At 64.1% G+C, this 17,035-nt stretch carries 16 protein-coding genes and 1 riboswitch; of the genes, 6 read left to right on the plus strand and 10 right to left on the minus strand.

Going from position 1 to position 17,035, the window contains the following annotated elements:
- The first annotated feature begins 108 nt into the window (after window positions 1-108).
- The 6 genes from Q4E25_RS06910 to Q4E25_RS06935 are packed head-to-tail and all read left to right on the plus strand — an operon-like array spanning window position 109 to window position 3,138.
- The gene (locus Q4E25_RS06910; protein WP_303155727.1) at window positions 109-618 is read left to right on the plus strand and encodes an Asp23/Gls24 family envelope stress response protein; all 510 of its coding nucleotides are present in this window, start codon (window positions 109-111) and stop codon (window positions 616-618) included.
- Window positions 619-1,026 (plus strand): hypothetical protein, encoded by a 408-nt coding sequence (locus tag Q4E25_RS06915; protein ID WP_303155728.1) that lies wholly within the window; start codon window positions 619-621, stop codon window positions 1,024-1,026.
- On the plus strand, window positions 1,023-1,217 hold the full coding sequence (locus Q4E25_RS06920; protein WP_303155730.1) for a DUF2273 domain-containing protein: 195 nt from the start codon (window positions 1,023-1,025) through the stop codon (window positions 1,215-1,217). Before Q4E25_RS06915 ends, Q4E25_RS06920 begins: the two co-directional genes overlap by 4 nt.
- Window positions 1,218-1,224: 7 nt before the next feature.
- Window positions 1,225-2,004: an Asp23/Gls24 family envelope stress response protein gene (locus Q4E25_RS06925; protein WP_303155732.1), complete on the plus strand. Its 780-nt coding sequence runs from the start codon at window positions 1,225-1,227 to the stop codon at window positions 2,002-2,004.
- Window positions 2,001-2,579 (plus strand): DUF6286 domain-containing protein, encoded by a 579-nt coding sequence (locus Q4E25_RS06930; RefSeq protein ID WP_303155734.1) that lies wholly within the window; start codon window positions 2,001-2,003, stop codon window positions 2,577-2,579. Before Q4E25_RS06925 ends, Q4E25_RS06930 begins: the two co-directional genes overlap by 4 nt.
- Window positions 2,572-3,138, plus strand: a complete 567-nt coding sequence (locus Q4E25_RS06935) for an alkaline shock response membrane anchor protein AmaP (protein WP_303155736.1) — start codon at window positions 2,572-2,574, stop codon at window positions 3,136-3,138. The genes Q4E25_RS06930 and Q4E25_RS06935 overlap by 8 nt, the downstream gene beginning before the upstream one ends.
- Here the strand turns inward: Q4E25_RS06935 and Q4E25_RS06940 are convergent.
- The 10 genes from Q4E25_RS06940 to Q4E25_RS06985 all read right to left on the minus strand — a co-directional run bounded on the left by Q4E25_RS06940 (window position 3,128) and on the right by Q4E25_RS06985 (window position 16,938).
- Window positions 3,128-3,844, minus strand: coding sequence for a hypothetical protein (locus tag Q4E25_RS06940; protein ID WP_303155737.1), 717 nt, complete (start codon window positions 3,842-3,844; stop codon window positions 3,128-3,130). The genes Q4E25_RS06935 and Q4E25_RS06940 overlap by 11 nt on opposite strands.
- Before the next feature lie 128 nt (window positions 3,845-3,972).
- The gene (tuf, locus tag Q4E25_RS06945) at window positions 3,973-5,163 is read right to left on the minus strand and encodes an elongation factor Tu (protein WP_303155739.1); all 1,191 of its coding nucleotides are present in this window, start codon (window positions 5,161-5,163) and stop codon (window positions 3,973-3,975) included.
- Between the two features lie 386 nt (window positions 5,164-5,549).
- Window positions 5,550-7,679, minus strand: coding sequence for an elongation factor G (gene fusA, locus Q4E25_RS06950; protein WP_303155741.1), 2,130 nt, complete (start codon window positions 7,677-7,679; stop codon window positions 5,550-5,552).
- Window positions 7,680-7,981: 302 nt separating this feature from the next.
- The gene (rpsG, locus tag Q4E25_RS06955) at window positions 7,982-8,449 is read right to left on the minus strand and encodes a 30S ribosomal protein S7 (protein ID WP_303155743.1); all 468 of its coding nucleotides are present in this window, start codon (window positions 8,447-8,449) and stop codon (window positions 7,982-7,984) included.
- Window positions 8,450-8,455: 6 nt separating this feature from the next.
- Window positions 8,456-8,827 carry a 30S ribosomal protein S12 gene (rpsL, locus tag Q4E25_RS06960; RefSeq protein WP_303155745.1) on the minus strand — a complete coding sequence of 124 codons (372 nt, stop codon included), beginning with the start codon at window positions 8,825-8,827 and terminating at the stop codon, window positions 8,456-8,458.
- 253 nt (window positions 8,828-9,080) lie between these two features.
- Window positions 9,081-9,638 carry a hypothetical protein gene (locus Q4E25_RS06965; protein ID WP_303155748.1) on the minus strand — a complete coding sequence of 186 codons (558 nt, stop codon included), beginning with the start codon at window positions 9,636-9,638 and terminating at the stop codon, window positions 9,081-9,083.
- Window positions 9,639-9,691: 53 nt separating this feature from the next.
- Window positions 9,692-10,465 carry an energy-coupling factor transporter transmembrane protein EcfT gene (locus tag Q4E25_RS06970; protein WP_303155751.1) on the minus strand — a complete coding sequence of 258 codons (774 nt, stop codon included), beginning with the start codon at window positions 10,463-10,465 and terminating at the stop codon, window positions 9,692-9,694.
- Entirely contained in the window at window positions 10,458-11,855 is a 1,398-nt protein-coding gene (locus Q4E25_RS06975) for an ABC transporter ATP-binding protein (RefSeq protein ID WP_303155754.1), read from the minus strand. Before Q4E25_RS06975 ends, Q4E25_RS06970 begins: the two co-directional genes overlap by 8 nt.
- On the minus strand, window positions 11,855-12,445 hold the full coding sequence (locus Q4E25_RS06980; RefSeq protein ID WP_303155757.1) for an ECF transporter S component: 591 nt from the start codon (window positions 12,443-12,445) through the stop codon (window positions 11,855-11,857). Before Q4E25_RS06980 ends, Q4E25_RS06975 begins: the two co-directional genes overlap by 1 nt.
- Window positions 12,433-12,554, minus strand: a riboswitch (TPP riboswitch). (Overlaps the previous gene by 13 nt.)
- Window positions 12,555-12,942: 388 nt before the next feature.
- A complete protein-coding gene (locus tag Q4E25_RS06985; RefSeq protein WP_303155759.1) occupies window positions 12,943-16,938 on the minus strand; it encodes a DNA-directed RNA polymerase subunit beta' in 3,996 nt (1,331 codons plus the stop codon).
- Between the last annotated feature and the right edge of the window lie 97 nt (window positions 16,939-17,035).

The raw sequence follows: 17,035 nt of genomic DNA on the forward strand, positions 1-17,035 counted from the left end.
CTCGCTCACATTCACCCCATAAGCGTGAGTGAGCGCGTTAATCCCGTGGTGATGTGTTCCTGTGGAAACAAGCTGGGAACACCAGAGTCTAAGAGGAAAGGCACGTACATGGCTGAGAACAACTCCACCCCTGCTACCCAGAACACCACCCAGAACTCCCCCGCCAACGCTGAGGACTCCACTGCCCAGGCCCCGGTGCACAACAACCGCCTAGAGACAGAACACGGCACCACCACGATTGACGACGTCGTCGTGTCCAAGATCGCCGGAATCGCCGCCCGCGAGGTCTCCGGTGTTGCCGCTCTGGGTGGCGGCGGCGCCCGCATGATGGGCTCCATCCGCGAGTCCTTCGGCGCCTCCGAGGACGTGCGCCAGGGCGTCACCGTGACCGTGGCCAACGGCGTGGCCTCCGTGGAGATCGCCATCATCGCCGAGTACGGCGTGGCCATCCACGAGCTGGCAGAGGCCATCCGCCGCAACATCATGAACGCGGTCGAGCGCATGACCGGCCTGGACGTGGACCGCGTGGATGTCGTCGTGCACGATGTCAAGCTCCCGCGCGAGGAGTCCTCCTCCGAGTCCAACACCACCCCGGCGGTTACCCAGGGCCAGGCTTAAGTGGCGAACAACACCTCCACGACCCCCACGCGGTACGGCCAAGCCCAGGAGCGTAGCGAACCCCGGGATCGCATCGAGCTGAGTGTGGCAGACGCCCACGCGATTGTTGAGGCCGTTAGCGCCCTGCCCGGCGTGGCCTCGCTCTACGGCGGGCGCTTCGGTGAGGTCGCCGCGCTCTATCCGGGCGAGCGGGTGGCGGGCATCTCGCGGCCGAACGTGCGCGACGATTCCCACCTGAGCGTCCACATCGTGGTCGACGTGGACGCCGACATCCCCCTCTATGAGCTCGCGGAGTCGGTGCGCGGGGCCGTCGCCACGGCATGGCCCGCCGTGCGCATTATCGACGTCACGCTTGCCGACGCCACCTCCAGCTCCGCGCAACGCACCCCTACAGAAGGACAATCATGAAGAACTACACCACCCTGGGCGTCATCGCCGGTTTGGTTTTAGCATTTTTCATTCACCTTGGTCTGTGGCCCACGGTGCTCGCCGTTCTGCTCGCCGCCATCGGCGGCGTGCTCGGCGCCCACTTCGACGGCCGCATTGACCTCACCGCCGTGTGGAACGGCGTGGTGGGCAAGGACCAGGGCCGGGGATAGCACGCAGATGACCCAGACACCCTCGAGCACCGCCCCGCAGCCCGCCGTCGGCGAGACCCGCCTTTCTCTGCGCAGCATGGAGCGCGTGGTCAGCGCCGCCATCGCGGAGGTTCCCGGCACCGCTCAGATCGACGCCAAGCTGGCCGGCCTGGCCGGGCGGGCCTTCCCGCGCTTGCTCGTGCAGATGGATCCGGACACCCGCATGGTGGCTGTCGACGCCACCATCGCCGTGACCTGGCCCGCCCCGGTGACCGACGTCGCCGTGGCGGTGCGCACGAGCATCCGCGAGGCCGTGGCCAACCACACCGGCTTTAGCACCACGCGCGTCAACGTTACCGTTGGCGGTGCGGTGCCAGGCGAGCCCACCACCGCGGAGCAGCTCGCTGCACACTCCAGCCGCGCCGCTCGCCCCCCGCAGGTGGCCACGCCCTCCTCGCTGCACGCCATCGCCGTCGATTCCCACGGCCCAGTGCGCAGCATTGAGGCGCCCCGGCCGGCGTCGGTGCAGGGCGTGCAGTCCCCTGGCGAGGTCCAGGTCCGCAGCGTCGAGGCACCGCGCCCGGCCGCCGTGCGCCACGTCGACGCACCAGAGCCGCTCCGCTTGCGCGGCGTCACCACACCCGCCCCAGTGGCGGTGCGCCACCCGCAGCCCACCCCGACGCAGCCGCCACTGGCGCCCATTGTGGTGCGGCCCTCCGCGGATCAGTCGTACCCGGTCTACGCACCCCAACCGCAGCCCCTGCGTGCCATCACCATCACCCCGTACTTTGACAGGAGGCAGCCATGAGTTCCGAGAATCTCCCCGTGGGATTTGGGCAGCGCCCGAAGGCCTCACCTCCCGCGCGCGGCTGGACGGTAGTCCTGGGCGTGGCCTTCCTCGCCCTGGCCGCGGTGACTGGGCACGAGGCCTGGGTGGTGGCCGCCAACGAGGGAGGAACCCCCTGGCTCCAGCCGCTCATCGATCTCATGGCCCGTGGCGAGCTGGAAACGTGGATGCTCTACGTCGCCGGTGCAGTGGTGCTCCTCGGGCTCATCCTGCTGTGGGCCGCACTGGCACCCCGCAAGAACACCCACGTGCGTGTGAGCTCCGATACCGCCTCCATCTGGACCCGCGCGGTGGACATCGCCCGCCTCTCCTCGGCCACCACCCGCCGCGTTCCGGGCGTCGTGGCGGCCCGGAGCCGAGCGCTCATGAAGGCCAAGAAGCCCCGGCTCACCGTGACGGTCACCGGCGATGTGGCCGATTCGGAGCTGAAGGGGCGCGTGAGCACCGCCCTCGAGCAGGCGCTAGCGCGCGTCGAGGCCCAACCGCAGCTCACCATCGAGCTGGAAAAGACCCCGGAGGTGGGCGAGAATGTCTAAGACCCTAGCTGGCCTTGACCGCACCCTGCTGGCCGTTCTGGGCCTGCTGCTCATCGCAGGCGGATTATGGCCCATCCTGGCCTACTTCGATGTCCCCTTTGCCGAGTCCGCCGCCAAGTGGATCAACCACGACGCCTGGGGCCGCGTGCCGCAGGCCGGCTGGTGGGCCTACGCGCTGGCGGGGGCCACGCTGCTCATCGCGGTCAGCGGCCTGTGGCTCATCATCTCCAACCTGAAGCACAACCGCTTTAGCACCGTGGAATCCGCCGCCTCCAACAAGGAAGGCACCATCAGCACGGACATGGCTGCTATCGCCGGCGCCATCGCGCAGACCCTCGAGCAGCTCGACGGCGTGGACAAGGTCAAGACGCTCGTAGCCTACGACCGCGCTCGCCCCACGCTGCAGTACGTGCTCACCGCTAATCCTGACACTCCGATGCAGGAGATCGTGGAGCGCATCGAGTCCAACGAGCACAGCTTCCGCGCCGCCTTCCCCGACGCCGACCTCGACACCGTGTACAAGCTTCACTACACCAAGGTTCAAACGCTCAAGGCCTAACGGCCGGACCCTGCCAGGGCGGCGCCTCCGCCAGCAGGATCTCCTGCACGCTGCCCCACTGGGCGCGGGTGCCGCGTGCCAGCTGAACCTCGAGTGGGCGGCCCACCTCCCCGGTGACGATGCGCTGCCAAGCAAACTCCTCGCGCTCCAGCTGCCGGTTGCGCTTGGTGTAAACGCGCAGTCCATGATCGAGGAAGATCGTCTCTTCCTCAGTGCGGATGAACCAGGCCCTCTCCCCCACGCTGCGCCGGTTGAGGCCGGTGAGCGGGCGGGCGTCCTCGCCAAGCCGCGTCACCGAGCTCACCACGCCAAAGCGATGCTCGAAGCCCTCGGCGTCACACACCACGAGCGGGCGGTTCGGGCCCACCGGTCGCAGCGAGGAATAGGCCCACGCCGTGGGCTGTCCGGCCACACGCAGCGGGCGCACCACCACCTGCGTAGCGCTCAGCGTCACGCGGTGAGACTCCGTCACCGCCAACCACAGTCCTTCTGCGGCCCGCCGAGTCTCGGAGTCCAGGGGCAGCAGCGGCGGGCGCACCGCCGCCATCTCCTCAAGCTTGGCAATGAGCTCCTCATCCTCCACACCCCACCCGTAGCCTTCTGCGGCGAGCATGGCAAAGAAGGTGCTCAGTGAGACGTCGGGCTGGCCCTCCCACGCGTTGCGCAGCGCCGCCAACGTGCGCTCTTGGCGCCTCGGATCAGTCATGACTTCCAAGCCTAGTGCGCGGGAGTTCCGAGCATGCAAAAAGCCACGTCCCTCCAATGAGAAACGTGGCTTTGCAAGCTCTACTCAGCTAGCAGTGTGCACTGCCAGCCGTGCAGGTGAACCAGGAATTAGCCCAGGATCTTGGTGACGCGGCCGGCGCCGACGGTGCGGGAGCCCTCGCGAATAGCGAAGCGCAGGCCCTCGTCCATAGCGACCGGCTGGATGAGCTCGACGGTCATCTCAACGTTGTCGCCAGGCATAACCATCTCGGTGCCCTCCGGCAGCTTGATGACGCCGGTGACGTCGGTGGTGCGGAAGTAGAACTGCGGACGGTAGTTGTCCATGAACGGGGTGTGGCGGCCGCCCTCTTCCTTCTTCAGGACGTAGACGGAACCCTCGAACTTGGTGTGCGGGGTGTAAGCGCCCGGCTTGATAACGACCTGGCCGCGCTCAACCTCTTCACGCTTGGTACCACGCAGAAGCAGACCGCAGTTGTCGCCAGCCTCGGTGTAGTCCATCATCTTGCGGAACATCTCGATACCGGTAACGGTGGTGGACATGGACTTGTCCTTGATACCGATGATCTCGACGTCCTCGTTGACGTTCAGGGAGCCACGCTCAACACGGCCGGTAACAACGGTGCCACGGCCGGTAATGGTGAAGATGTCCTCAATCGGCATCAGGAACGGCTTGTCCAGCTCACGGACCGGGTCCGGGATGGAGTCGTCGCAAGCCTGCATGAGGTCCAGGATGGACTGAACCCACTTCTCCTCGCCCTCGAGGGCCTTCAGAGCGGAGATGTGAACGATCGGAGCTTCCTCGTCGTAGTCCTGCTCGGCGAGCAGCTCGCGGATCTCCATCTCAACGAGCTCGATGATTTCCTCGTCATCAACCATGTCGCACTTGTTCAGAGCGACCAGGATGTAGGGAACGCCAACCTGGCGAGCCAGGAGGACGTGCTCACGGGTCTGCGGCATCGGGCCATCGGTTGCAGCGACAACCAGGATAGCGCCATCCATCTGAGCAGCGCCGGTAATCATGTTCTTGATGTAGTCGGCGTGGCCCGGAGCGTCAACGTGTGCGTAGTGGCGCTTCGGGGTGGAGTACTCAACGTGGGAGATGTTGATGGTAATACCGCGCTCCTTCTCCTCAGGAGCCTTATCGATGGAATCGAAAGCGAAAGCGGTGTTCTCTTCCGGGTACTTGTCAGCCAGAACCTTGGTGATGGCTGCGGTGGTGGTGGTCTTGCCGTGGTCGACGTGTCCGATGGTGCCGATGTTCACATGCGGCTTCGTACGCTCGAACTTCTCCTTTGCCACTGTTTGTCCTCCTGGACTCTATGGCGGCTGCGAATCTCACAGCCACGTGGTTTGTATTGCCATTGGCACTTCGGGCGTTCACCCAACAGCGCTAATGACGCTTTCTTTACGTGCCAGTTACTCGATCCTAGATTTATGCCGCGGTTTTTTCAAACCGCCTCAATAGGAGGTAACCCCCGCACATACATGGCGGACGCTGACCCTCGACAAGAATCTTTCAACGGATCCTGGAGGGTAACGGCCAGCTCAACCAACACCACATCGGGTGCAAGTTCAGCGGACCCCTACCCCACCAGTTCCTCCCGGTGCACCTGCGCGGCGCGGTAGCCACTGGCTGGGCTACCGGCCTTCACACGCAGGCACGGTGCGGAGGGATAAGACCGTGCTTAGGCCTTGGCGCCGGTGCGCTCCTCGATGATCTCCTGAGCCACGGAGGACGGAACCTCAGCGTAGGAATCGAAGACCATGGAGAAGTTTGCGCGGCCAGCGGTGGAAGAACGCAGGTCACCGATGTAGCCGAACATCTCGGACAGCGGAACCTTAGCGCGCACAACCTTGGCGCCGGAGCGATCCTCCATGGCGTAGACCTGGCCACGACGGGAGCTGATGTCACCGTTGACGGTGCCCATGTACTCCTCGGGGGTGACAACCTCGACGGCCATGATCGGCTCGAGCAGAACCGGCTTAGCCTTAGCCATGGCCTCCTTGAAGACCTGGGAGCCGGCCAGCTTGAAGGCCATCTCGGAGGAGTCGACGTCGTGGTAGGCGCCGTCTTCCAGGGTGGCCTTGATGTTGACCATCGGGAAGCCAGCCAGGTAGCCGTACTGCATGGCGTCCTGGATACCGGCGTCGACAGACGGGATGTACTCCTTCGGCACGCGGCCACCGGTGACGGAGTTCTCGAACTTGTAGGTTGCGGACTCGCCCTCTTCCAGGGTCTCCGGGTCCGGGTTGTACGGCTCGAAGCTGACGATGACCTTTGCGAACTGGCCGGAGCCACCGGTCTGCTTCTTGTGGGTGTACTCGAGGGAGGAGACGTTCTTGCGGATGGTCTCGCGGTAAGCAACCTGCGGGTTACCGATGTTCGCCTCAACCTTGAACTCGCGCTTCATGCGGTCAACCAGGACGTCGAGGTGGAGCTCGCCCATGCCGCCGATGACGGTCTGGCCGGTTTCCTCATCGAGCTCGACGGTGAAGGTCGGGTCCTCGGCGGCCAGCTTCTGGATAGCGGTACCCAGCTTCTCCTGGTCAGCCTTGGTCTTCGGCTCGATGGAGACCTTGATAACCGGATCCGGGAAGTCCATGGACTCGAGGATGATCTGGTCATCCTTGTCACACAGGGTGTCACCGGTGGTGGTTTCCTTCAGGCCAATGACGGCGTAGATGTTGCCGGCATCTGCCTGCTCCACCGGGTTCTCCTTGTTGGCGTGCATCTGGAAGAGCTTACCGATGCGCTCCTTCTTGCCCTTGGTGGAGTTCATCACCTCGGTACCCGGGGTGACCTGGCCGGAGTACACGCGGACGAAGGTCAGCTGGCCGAAGAACGGGTGAGCAGCAATCTTGAAGGCCAGTGCGGAGAACGGGGACTCCACGGAAGGCTTACGGGTGAGCTGCTCCTCCTCGTTGCCCACGGCGTGGCCGACGACCTCGCCGATGTCCAGCGGGTTCGGCAGGAAGTCAACGACGGCGTCGAGCAGCGGCTGGATGCCCTTGTTGCGGTAAGCGGTGCCACAGTACACCGGGTAGATCTCGGAGTTCACGGTGAGCTTGCGGATAGCGCCCTTGATTTCCTCCATGGTGAGCTCTTCGCCACCGAAGTACTTCTCCATGAGCTCTTCGTCGGATTCAGCGACGGTCTCGAGCAGCTTCTCGCGGTACTCCTCGGCCTTCTCCTGCAGGTCGGCCGGGATCTCCTCGATGGTCGGCTCGGTACCAATCTCCACCTTGCCGCGCCAGGTCAGAGCCTTCATCTCGAGCAGGTCGATGACGCCGTCGAAGTCATCCTCGGCGCCAATCGGCAGCTGCATAACCAACGGCTTAGCGCCGAGGCGGTCAACGATGGTGCCAACGGTGTAGTAGAAGTCAGCGCCCAGCTTGTCCATCTTGTTGACGAAGCAGATACGCGGGACGTCGTACTTAGCAGCCTGACGCCACACCTGCTCGGACTGCGGCTCGACGCCCTCCTTGCCGTCGAACACGGCAACAGCGCCGTCGAGAACGCGCAGGGAGCGCTCGACCTCAACGGTGAAGTCCACGTGACCCGGGGTATCGATGATGTTGATCTGGTTGTTCTTCCAGAAACAGGTAACAGCAGCGGAGGTAATGGTGATACCGCGCTCCTTCTCCTGCTCCATCCAGTCGGTGGTAGACGCACCGTCGTGGGTCTCGCCTACCTTACGGTTGATACCGGTGTAGAAGAGAATACGCTCGGTAGTGGTGGTCTTACCAGCATCGATGTGGGCCATGATGCCAATGTTGCGGACCTTGTGCAGATCCTTGAGCACTTGTTGTGCCACGGTTGTACCCCAACTTATTTGTCGTCGACGCCGCGCCAGTACGCAACCAGCGCTTCACAATGACGTCTGTATGGATAGGTCTTTTACTATTTTGCCACGTCTGGGCTTCTCAGGCAGCCTGGGCCACCAGTAACCCGACGATACAGTTTAATGCACCGCCACGCGGTATGCCTGCCAAGAAAAAATGGCCCGACAACGATGATTCAGTTTGATTTGGCACGCGCCGCGCGCGAAACGCGCGGACGCGGCGTACACAGACGGAAAGTCGTTGTTCGGACCATAGGCACAAGCTAGCGAAGGAATTACCAGCGGTAGTGGGCGAAGGCACGGTTGGCCTCAGCCATCTTGTGGGTATCCTCGCGACGCTTCACGGAAGCACCCAGGCCGTTGGATGCGTCCAGGATCTCGTTGGCGAGACGCTCGATCATGGTGTTCTCGCGACGCTGACGGGTGAAGGTCACCAGCCAACGCAGAGCCAGGGTGTTGGCGCGGTCAGGGCGAACCTCAACCGGAACCTGGTAGGTAGCGCCACCCACGCGGCGGGAACGAACCTCGAGGTCCGGGCGAATGTTGCCCAGAGCCTTCTCGAGGGTGCCGACCGGATCGGTACCGGTCTTCTCACGGCACTTCTCCAGAGCGCCGTAGACGATGCGCTCAGCGGTGGACTTCTTGCCGTCCTTGAGCACCTTGTTGACGAGCATGGTGACCTGCTCGGAGTTGTAAACCGGGTCCTTGACTACAGGACGCTTCGGTGCAGCATTCTTACGCATTGTTGATTACTGTCCCTTCTTTGCGCCGTAGCGGGAACGAGCCTGCTTACGATCCTTCACACCCTGGGTATCCAGAGCACCACGGACGATCTTGTAACGAACACCCGGGAGGTCCTTCACACGACCACCGCGGACGAGCACCATGGAGTGCTCCTGCAGGTTGTGGCCCTCGCCCGGGATGTAAGCGGAAACCTCGATGCCGGAGGTCAGGCGCACACGGGCAACCTTACGCAGAGCGGAGTTCGGCTTCTTCGGAGTAGTGGTGTACACACGGGTGCACACGCCACGACGCTGCGGGGAGCCCTTCAGCGCGGCGGTAGCAACCTTCGTGCGCTTATCGTGGCGGCCCTTGCGGACCAGCTGCTGAATAGTTGGCATTAATCAGTCTTTCTGTTGATGGGCGCCAGCGAAGAAGCATCTACACACGCAAAAATGGGCGCTCTTTTCCGGGGCGCTTCCGCGTGTCCAGAACGCATCTTCAGGTGGCAACCTTAAATGTGATCAGACTCTTCACTAGGCGCCACAACGTCAAAGCGTCAATGCGTCAAAGCGTTAGAGCACCAGACGAGCAGCGCATAGTGAACTGCTCCAAAACCTAGCAAAACAGCAGCCAGAGATCCAAATCCCCGCTTTAGCTCCACTCCCAGGAGAGCTCGGCGGGCACCGCGAGGGTATCGAAGTACTCCTGCTCCTGGCGCTCCCAGGTCTCAAACCACTCGTCGTAGCCGGGATCCCGGGTCACCGCGCGCTCGCGGCGCTTCTCGCGGGGCCCGGAGATCCGCACCGTGACCACGGAGCCGCGCTCCTTGGCGGCGGCAATGTTGGCCTCCGTCACCGTGCCCACCCCCTCGACGATGAGGTCATCGCGCACGTCCAGGCTGGCCCACTCGCCGGGGGCGTTGGCCTCCCAGTCCCAGCGCCAATAGCCCGGGTTGCTGGCGCGCAGCACCTGATCAGCCACCATGAGCGAGCCCTTTTCCAGCCCGTACCAGCCGGGATAGAACTCGGCGAGGTGCACCACGCGCCACTGGGTCCGCTCCGCCAAGGAGACAGCACTCCAGGTCTTACCGGCGCCCGAGGGGCCGTCGATAAGCACGGTCACCGGCTTGAAGGGCCGCTTGCGGCTGGCGGCGAGATCGCAGATCTGATCGAGTAGGTGGGCTAACTCTGTGTCGTAGTCAGCAGGCATTCCTCTTCATTCCTGTGCGGGAGATAGGGCTCGGGGCCGGGCGGGGTTCCTCGCTAAAGGCCGAAGAACCTCCATGCCCCAATAGATACCGAAGTTACCACCGGCACAGCCGCGATGAGGACGGTAAGGCCCAACGCCCACCAATCGCGGGCGCGCAGGCGGGACTCGCGCGCCCAGGTGCGGCGCCCACCGCCCGGGGGCGTGCGGCCAAATCCGCGGGCCTCCATCGCAGTGGCGAGCTTGCCGCCGCGCCGCAAGGCCAAGACCAACAAGCCAAAGGACATGCTGGCCACGCGCTGCAGGCGGTTCGAGGTGGTCAGCCCGCGGGCACGGCGCGCGCGGCCCATGGCCTGCCAGTCATCGCGAAAGCAGCTGACCAGGCGTACACCTGCCACCGCGCCGATGACAAAGCGCTCGGGCAGGTGCCAGACTTGGGAGAGGGCGTCGCCAAGCTCGGTGGGGTTCATCCCGCGCGCCAGCACGATGACCGGTAGGGCCACGGCGAGCACACGCAGCGTGATGGCAACGGCGAGCTCGACGGAGTTCTCACTGATGGTGATCAGCCACAACTCGGCGTAGATCTCGCCTCTGGGCGCGCCGTAGAGCAGCATCGAGATGCCTGAGAGCGGCGCGGCAATGAACAGCGGCCAGGCCAGCTTGGCCAGGCGCAGCCAGCCGATGCCGCAGAAGGGTGAGAGAACAAGAGTAAGAGCAAGAGAGACACTGGCGCTGACCCAATCCACGCTGAGCAGTAGCGGGGTGGTGAGGATGATGATAAGCGCCAGCCGAGTGACAGGGTTGAGAGAATCGATGCGCGCACTATTCATGGCCGGCCTCCAGGTGAACGCGGTGGTCACCGAGGGCCTCGATGAACAGCTCGTCGTGGGTGACGGCGGCGAGCGTGGTGCCGGCCTCGGTGAGCTCGCGCAGCATCACCACGAGCTCGGCAAAGGTATGCGGATCCTGGCCAAAGGTGGGCTCATCAAGCAGCACCACCTTCGGTGCGGAGACCAGCGCGGTGGCCACGGAAAGCCGCCGCTTCTCCCCGCCGGAAAGCGTGAAGGGGTTGGCGTGGGCCAGCCGCGCCAGATGTAGGCGTTCCAGTAGCTCGTCGATGCGCGCCTGGGGGATCTCCTCCCCCATGACCTTGGGCCCGACCCGCATCTCCTCCATCACGCTGCGCGCGACGAACTGGTGCTCGGGGTTTTGGAAGACGTAGCCGATGCGGTGCGCGAGCTGCTTGGAGCTCCACTGCTCCGGGCTGCCTGTGGCGCCATTGCGCACGGCCTCGCTCATGCCGATCTTCCCGCCGTGGGCGGGCAGGAGCCCGGCGATGGTTTCCAGGAGCGTAGTCTTGCCGGTGCCGTTGGCTCCGGTGATCACGGTGCAGTGCCCCTCCGGTAGCTCGAGCGTGCGCGGCGGGCCGAAGCGGGTCACTAGGCCCGTGGTCCACAGCGCCGCTGGGGTGCCCGGTGCGGGCTTGCTTGCCGACGCCAACGGGCGCACCCTCCGCTTGGCCGTCACCGTGGCGAAGTCGCCGTCCTCGACAACGCGCCCCTTCTTCAGCACCACGGCGCGGGGAATGAAACGCTCCCAGTTGGCGTACTTGTGCTCGACCACGATAAGCGTGGCGCCGGTGGCCTCCACCGCGGCGTGCACTGCTTCGATGACCTCGGCTGCGCCCTCGGGGTCGAGGTTCGCCGTGGGTTCATCGAGCAGGATGAGGCCCGCTCCCATGGCCAGTACCCCCGCGAGTGCCAGGCGCTGCTTTTGCCCGCCGGACAGCCGCGAGGTGGGATGATCCACGGGGAGGTGGAGCCCCACCATGTCGAGGGCCTTGTCCACGCGGCGCCAGATCTCCTGGCGCTCCACGCCGAGGTTCTCGCAGCCGAAGGCCACGTCGTCGCCGACGCGGTTGGCAATGACCTGCGAATCCGGATCCTGCAGAACCAGCCCCACCGGGATCTCGTGGCCTGGTTCCTGCTGGCCGTAGTGCTCGCTGCGCAGCAGGATGCGGCCTTCTTGGGTGCCCTCATCCTGCCCGCCGAGCACGCCGGCTAGCGCGGCGAGCAGCGTGGATTTGCCGGAGCCAGAATCGCCGCAGAGCAGAATCCGCTCCCCTGGCTCCACATGCAGGTCAACCCCGCGAAGCGCAAAACCCTCCCGGCCAGCCTGCGACCAGCCAAAGTTCTGCGCATCTACCTCAATTCCCACCATTAGACGTGTTGTTCACGCCCCACGGCGAAGCGATCCAAAGCACCCGCCTTGGCCAACGCCTTGACCAGGTAATAGGACAGCGCGCCGGCCAGGATTGCGCCGGAGATCAGCAGGCAGACCAGGTAGATCACGTTGAACTGCAAGCTCTTGCTGATGTTGGCGCTCAGGAAGAGCTCCAAGATGTAAGCGCCCAGGCCAGCTCCCGCGCCGGACAGGGCGGCCACGGTGAGATCGAAGCGCTTGTAGGCAAAGATGAGCAAGACGATTTCCACGCCCAGGCCCTGGGCCAGACCGGAGTAGATGGTCTCCGGACCCCACTGGCTGCCCAGTGCGGCCGAAATGCACGCCGCCAGGGTTTCTACGAAGATGGCCGCGCCCGGCTTGCGGATGACCAGGCCGCCCATCACGCCGGCCATGAGCCAGATTCCGGTGGCCAGGCCGCCCAGGCCCGGGGTCAAGGCATCCATGGCGTTGAACCACGCGTATCCCACGGTGTTCCAGATCAGGAAGAGGAAGCCACAGGCAACGCCCAGGATGGAAGCAACAATGATATCGACGACGCGCCAGCCGCGACGAGGTGTAGTAGACATATTTTCCCTCACGCCGGTATTACCCGGTTCAGGTTCGACGGTTCGCTGCAGCATCGCAGCATCTCAGCACCCAGCGGCAACGCCACTGGAAGCACCCGTATTTTCCAACAATTGCCCGATTAGACTAACACACCACACACGAGACCTATGCGGCGGGGAGCATCACCGGCAGGGTGATGCCAGTTCCCTCCCCCACCCAGCACCGAGGGCACACTCTGCGGCGGCTGGGATGAGTTGTACTCGCCGTAGGAGTTCGCCGGGTATGCCATGAGTGACACCTTCAGAAAGCCAAAGCGCAGTTCACGCGTGGGGAACCAGTTTACCGAGGTCTAACTGCCCACCACTGCGCACGATATGCGAAGGTGACCAAGAACAAAGCCGCCTCCCCTCGCCCGGTTCCATTCAGGAAACCCAGACGCCGGGAGGCGGCATTGCCTGTCAGTAGCCAGCAGACCGTGCGTGGCGTACCAAGGCGCGCGTGGCGGCGCGCGCCCTAGTTAGAAGGTGAAGTCCTCATCCAGCGGGACAGAAGCACCGGTGAACTCACCGAAGCCATCGTCGCCGTAGATGGAATCACCGTAGGTCGGGATCGAGTACGCAGCGTTGCGTGCGGCCTCGGTCGGCTTGACCGTGATGTTGCGGTAGCGCGAGATACCCGTACCAGCCGGGATCAGCTTACCGATGATGACGTTCTCCTTCAGGCCGATGAGCTGATCGGAGCGCTTGTTGATGGCGGCGTCGGTAAGCACGCGCGTGGTCTCCTGGAAGGAGGCCGCGGACAGCCAGGACTCGGTAGCCAGCGAGGCCTTGGTGATGCCCATGATCTCCGAGCGCAGCTGGGCTGGCTCGCCGCCCTCAGCAACCTGTGCGGCGTTGACCTGCTTGGCCTCAGAGAGGTCAACCAGAACGCCCGGAAGGAACTCCGTGGTACCGGACTCAATGACGGTACCGCGGCGCAGCATCTGGCGGATGATGATCTCGATGTGCTTATCGTGGATGGCCACACCCTGTGCGCGGTAGACGGCCTGCACCTCGTCGATGAGGTGCTTCTCCACACCACGGCGGCCGAGGACCTCCAGCACGTCGTGCGGATCGGCAGCACCACGCATGAGGCGGTCACCAATGTTGACGTGATCGCCATCGCGCAGGGAGCGCTCGATCATGGCCTCCGGGTTGGACTCCATCGGGCGGCGGACCTGAGCCAGGCCCTGGCGCTTGGAGAGCTTCTCGTAGACCACGTTGTCCGAGCCGTCATCCGGGGTGATGGTCAGGGTCCAGAAGTTGCCCTCATCGGACAGGGACACGGTGCCGTCCACGGAGGCGATCGGCGCGCGGTTCTTCGGGTTACGAGCCTCGAAGAGCTCCTGAACACGCGGCAGACCACCGGTAATATCGCCACCGACACCACCCTGGTGGAAGGTACGCATGGTCAGCTGGGTACCCGGCTCACCAATGGACTGCGCGGCCACGATGCCCACGGCCTCGCCGATGTCCACCAGCTTGCCGGAGGCCATGGACTTGCCGTAGCACTTCGCGCACACGCCGGCCGGGGTCTGGCAGGTCAGCACGGAACGGACCTTGAGGTCGGTCACGCCAGCTGCCACCAGCTTGTCGGTGAGCTCCTCAGTGAGGTCCTCGCCGGCAGAGGCCAGCAGCTCGCCGTTCTCGTCCTTGACGTCCGTTGCAATAACGCGGCCGGACGCGGAAGTCTCCCACAGCTCGTGGCGGACGAAGGTGCCATCGGCCACCTCAGCGCCGATCGGGACGCGCACGCCCTGACGGGTGCCGCAATCCTCCTCGCGGACGATGACGTCCTGGGCCACGTCCACCAGACGGCGGGTGAGGTAGCCCGAGTCGGCGGTACGCAGAGCGGTATCGGCCAGGCCCTTACGGGAGCCGTGCGAGTTGTTGAAGTACTCCAGCACCGAGAGGCCCTCGCGGAAGGAAGTCTTAATCGGACGGGTGATGTAGTCACCCTTGGAGTTCACAACCATGCCCTTCATGCCGGCCAGGGTCCAGATCTGGCGCATGTTACCGGCAGCACCGGACTTCACGATCATCGGGATCGGGTTGTCATCCGGGTAGAGGTCCTCGACGGCCTTACCCACGGTGTCGGTGGCGTCCTTCCACAGCTCAACCAGGCGGTCGTAGCGCTCGCGCTCGGTGAGAGCACCCTGCTCCCAGTACTTGCGCTCGATGCGCTCGGCTTCCTTCTCGTAGGACTCGAGCACCTCGGTCTTGTTCGGCAGAACCAGAACGTCGTCCATGGTGATGGTCACGCCGGAGCGGGTTGCCCAGTAGAAGCCGGCGTCCTTCATCTTGTCCAGCACCTGAGCCACGGTGATCATCGGGTACTTGGCGGCGAGGTCATTAATGACATCACCCAGCAGGACGGTGTTCTTCGCACCACCCTTACGCACCATGACGCCCTCGAGGTACGGGTAGTTCCACGGCAGCAGGTCATTGAACATGATGCGGCCCAGGGTGGTCTCAGCAAGCCAAGCCTGGCCCTTCTGCCAACCATCCGGGAACTGCTCCGCCTCCACCTCTGCCGGCGGGCGCAGGTGGGAGATACGGACCTTGATCGGGGCCTGCAGGCCCAGCACACCCCGGTCGCGGGCCATGATGGCCTCGGCGTAGGAGGAGTACACGCCCTTCTCCGGGCCGTTCTCATCAGCCGGAGTGTAGCGGCCCTCGCCACCAATCTCATCCGGGCCCTTATCCATGGTCAGGTAGTACAGGCCGGTGACCATGTCCAGACGCGGCATCGCCAGCGGCTTACCGGAGGCCGGGGAAAGAATGTTGTTGGAGGCCAGCATGAGCACGCGGGCCTCGGCCTGTGCCTCAGCGGACAGCGGCAGGTGAACTGCCATCTGGTCGCCGTCGAAGTCGGCGTTGAAGGCCTCACAGGCCAGCGGGTGCAGCTGGATGGCCTTGCCCTCGACCAGCTTCGGCTCGAAGGCCTGGATACCCAGGCGGTGCAGGGTCGGTGCACGGTTGAGCATCACCGGGTGCTCGGAAATGGCCTCTTCCAGAACGTCCCACACCTCGGGGCGCTGGCGCTCCACCATGCGCTTGGCGGACTTGATGTTCTGGGCGTAGTCGTTCTCCACCAGGCGCTTCATGACGAAGGGCTTGAAGAGCTCCAGCGCCATGAGCTTGGGCAGGCCGCACTCGTGCAGCTTGAGCTGCGGGCCAACGATAATCACGGAACGGCCGGAGTAGTCCACGCGCTTACCCAGCAGGTTCTGACGGAAGCGGCCCTGCTTGCCCTTGAGCAGGTCAGACAGGGACTTCAGCGGGCGGTTGCCCGGGCCGGTCACCGGACGGCCGCGGCGGCCGTTATCGAAGAGCGCGTCGACGGACTCCTGCAGCATGCGCTTCTCGTTGTTTACGATGATCTCGGGGGCGCCGAGGTCGATCATGCGCTTGAGGCGGTTGTTGCGGTTGATCACGCGGCGGTACAGATCGTTGAGGTCGGAGGTGGCAAAGCGGCCACCGTCCAGCTGCACCATCGGGCGCAGCTCCGGCGGGATCACCGGGATGGCGTCGAGCACCATGCCGGCCGGGTCGTTGCCCGAGCGCAGGAAGGCCGCGACGACCTTGAGGCGCTTGAGGGCACGCATCTTCTTCTGGCCCTTGCCGTTGTTGATGATCTCCTTGAGCTCCTCGGCCTCAGCCTCGAGGTCGAAGTTGCGGATGAGGGTCTGGATGGCCTCTGCACCCATGCCGCCGGTGAAGTAGTCCTCGTAGCGGTCAACCAGCTCTTCGTAGATGGTCTCATCGATGATCATCTGCTTCGGAGCCAGCTTGATAAAGGTGTTCCAGATTTCATCCAGGCGGGCGATCTCGCGCTCGCCGCGCTCGCGGATGTGCTGCATCTCCTTGTCGGCAGCGGTCTGGACCTTGCGGCGGGCGTCGGCCTTGGCGCCGGCGGCCTCCAGCTCGGCCAGATCCTGCTCGAGCTTGGCTGCGCGCTCGGCGATCTCGGACTCGACATCGTCCTCGACGTCCTTCTTCTCCAGCAGCATCTCTGCCTCGAGAGTGGACTGATCGTTGTGGCGGGCTTCCTCGTCGACGGAGGTGATGATGTTCGCCGCAAAGTAGATGATGCGCTCCAGGTCCTTCGGAGCGAGATCCAGCAGGTAGCCCAGGCGGGAAGGAACGCCCTTGAAGTACCAGATGTGGGTCACCGGAGCGGCCAACTCGATGTGGCCCATGCGCTCACGGCGCACCTTGGACTTGGTCACCTCGACGCCGCAGCGCTCGCAGATGATGCCCTTGTAGCGCACGCGCTTGTACTTACCGCACTGGCACTCCCAGTCGCGGGTGGGGCCGAAGATGCGCTCGCAGAACAGACCGTCCTTCTCCGGCTTGAGGGTTCGGTAGTTAATGGTCTCCGGCTTCTTAACCTCGCCCTTGGACCAACGGCGGATGTCATCGGCAGTGGCCAGGCCGATGCGAAGCTCGTCGAAGAGATTTACGTCAAACACGTAATGTCTCCCTTTCATCCCCTTCAGAGGGGAAGTTGATGGCTTTTAAAGAATCTTTTCTGTAGTTCAGTTCGCCCGCATGGTGCGGACCAAAGGC

Source organism: Corynebacterium sp. (assembly GCF_030532325.1).
Lineage (GTDB): Bacteria > Actinomycetota > Actinomycetes > Mycobacteriales > Mycobacteriaceae > Corynebacterium.

Bases quoted from the DNA above. Each gene is read 5' to 3' on its own strand.
- Q4E25_RS06930 (WP_303155734.1), top strand. From the start codon at position 2,001: ATGAGTTCCGAGAATCTCCCCGTGGGATTTGGGCAGCGCCCGAAGGCC.
- Q4E25_RS06975 (WP_303155754.1), bottom strand. From the start codon at position 11,855: ATGGTGGGAATTGAGGTAGATGCGCAGAACTTTGGCTGGTCGCAGGCT.
- rpsG (WP_303155743.1), bottom strand. From the start codon at position 8,449: ATGCGTAAGAATGCTGCACCGAAGCGTCCTGTAGTCAAGGACCCGGTT.
- Q4E25_RS06965 (WP_303155748.1), bottom strand. From the start codon at position 9,638: ATGCCTGCTGACTACGACACAGAGTTAGCCCACCTACTCGATCAGATC.
- Q4E25_RS06910 (WP_303155727.1), top strand. From the start codon at position 109: ATGGCTGAGAACAACTCCACCCCTGCTACCCAGAACACCACCCAGAAC.
- Q4E25_RS06935 (WP_303155736.1), top strand. From the start codon at position 2,572: ATGTCTAAGACCCTAGCTGGCCTTGACCGCACCCTGCTGGCCGTTCTG.
- rpsL (WP_303155745.1), bottom strand. From the start codon at position 8,827: ATGCCAACTATTCAGCAGCTGGTCCGCAAGGGCCGCCACGATAAGCGC.
- Q4E25_RS06970 (WP_303155751.1), bottom strand. From the start codon at position 10,465: ATGAATAGTGCGCGCATCGATTCTCTCAACCCTGTCACTCGGCTGGCG.
- Q4E25_RS06920 (WP_303155730.1), top strand. From the start codon at position 1,023: ATGAAGAACTACACCACCCTGGGCGTCATCGCCGGTTTGGTTTTAGCA.
- Q4E25_RS06940 (WP_303155737.1), bottom strand. From the start codon at position 3,844: ATGACTGATCCGAGGCGCCAAGAGCGCACGTTGGCGGCGCTGCGCAAC.
- Q4E25_RS06980 (WP_303155757.1), bottom strand. From the start codon at position 12,445: ATGTCTACTACACCTCGTCGCGGCTGGCGCGTCGTCGATATCATTGTT.
- Q4E25_RS06925 (WP_303155732.1), top strand. From the start codon at position 1,225: ATGACCCAGACACCCTCGAGCACCGCCCCGCAGCCCGCCGTCGGCGAG.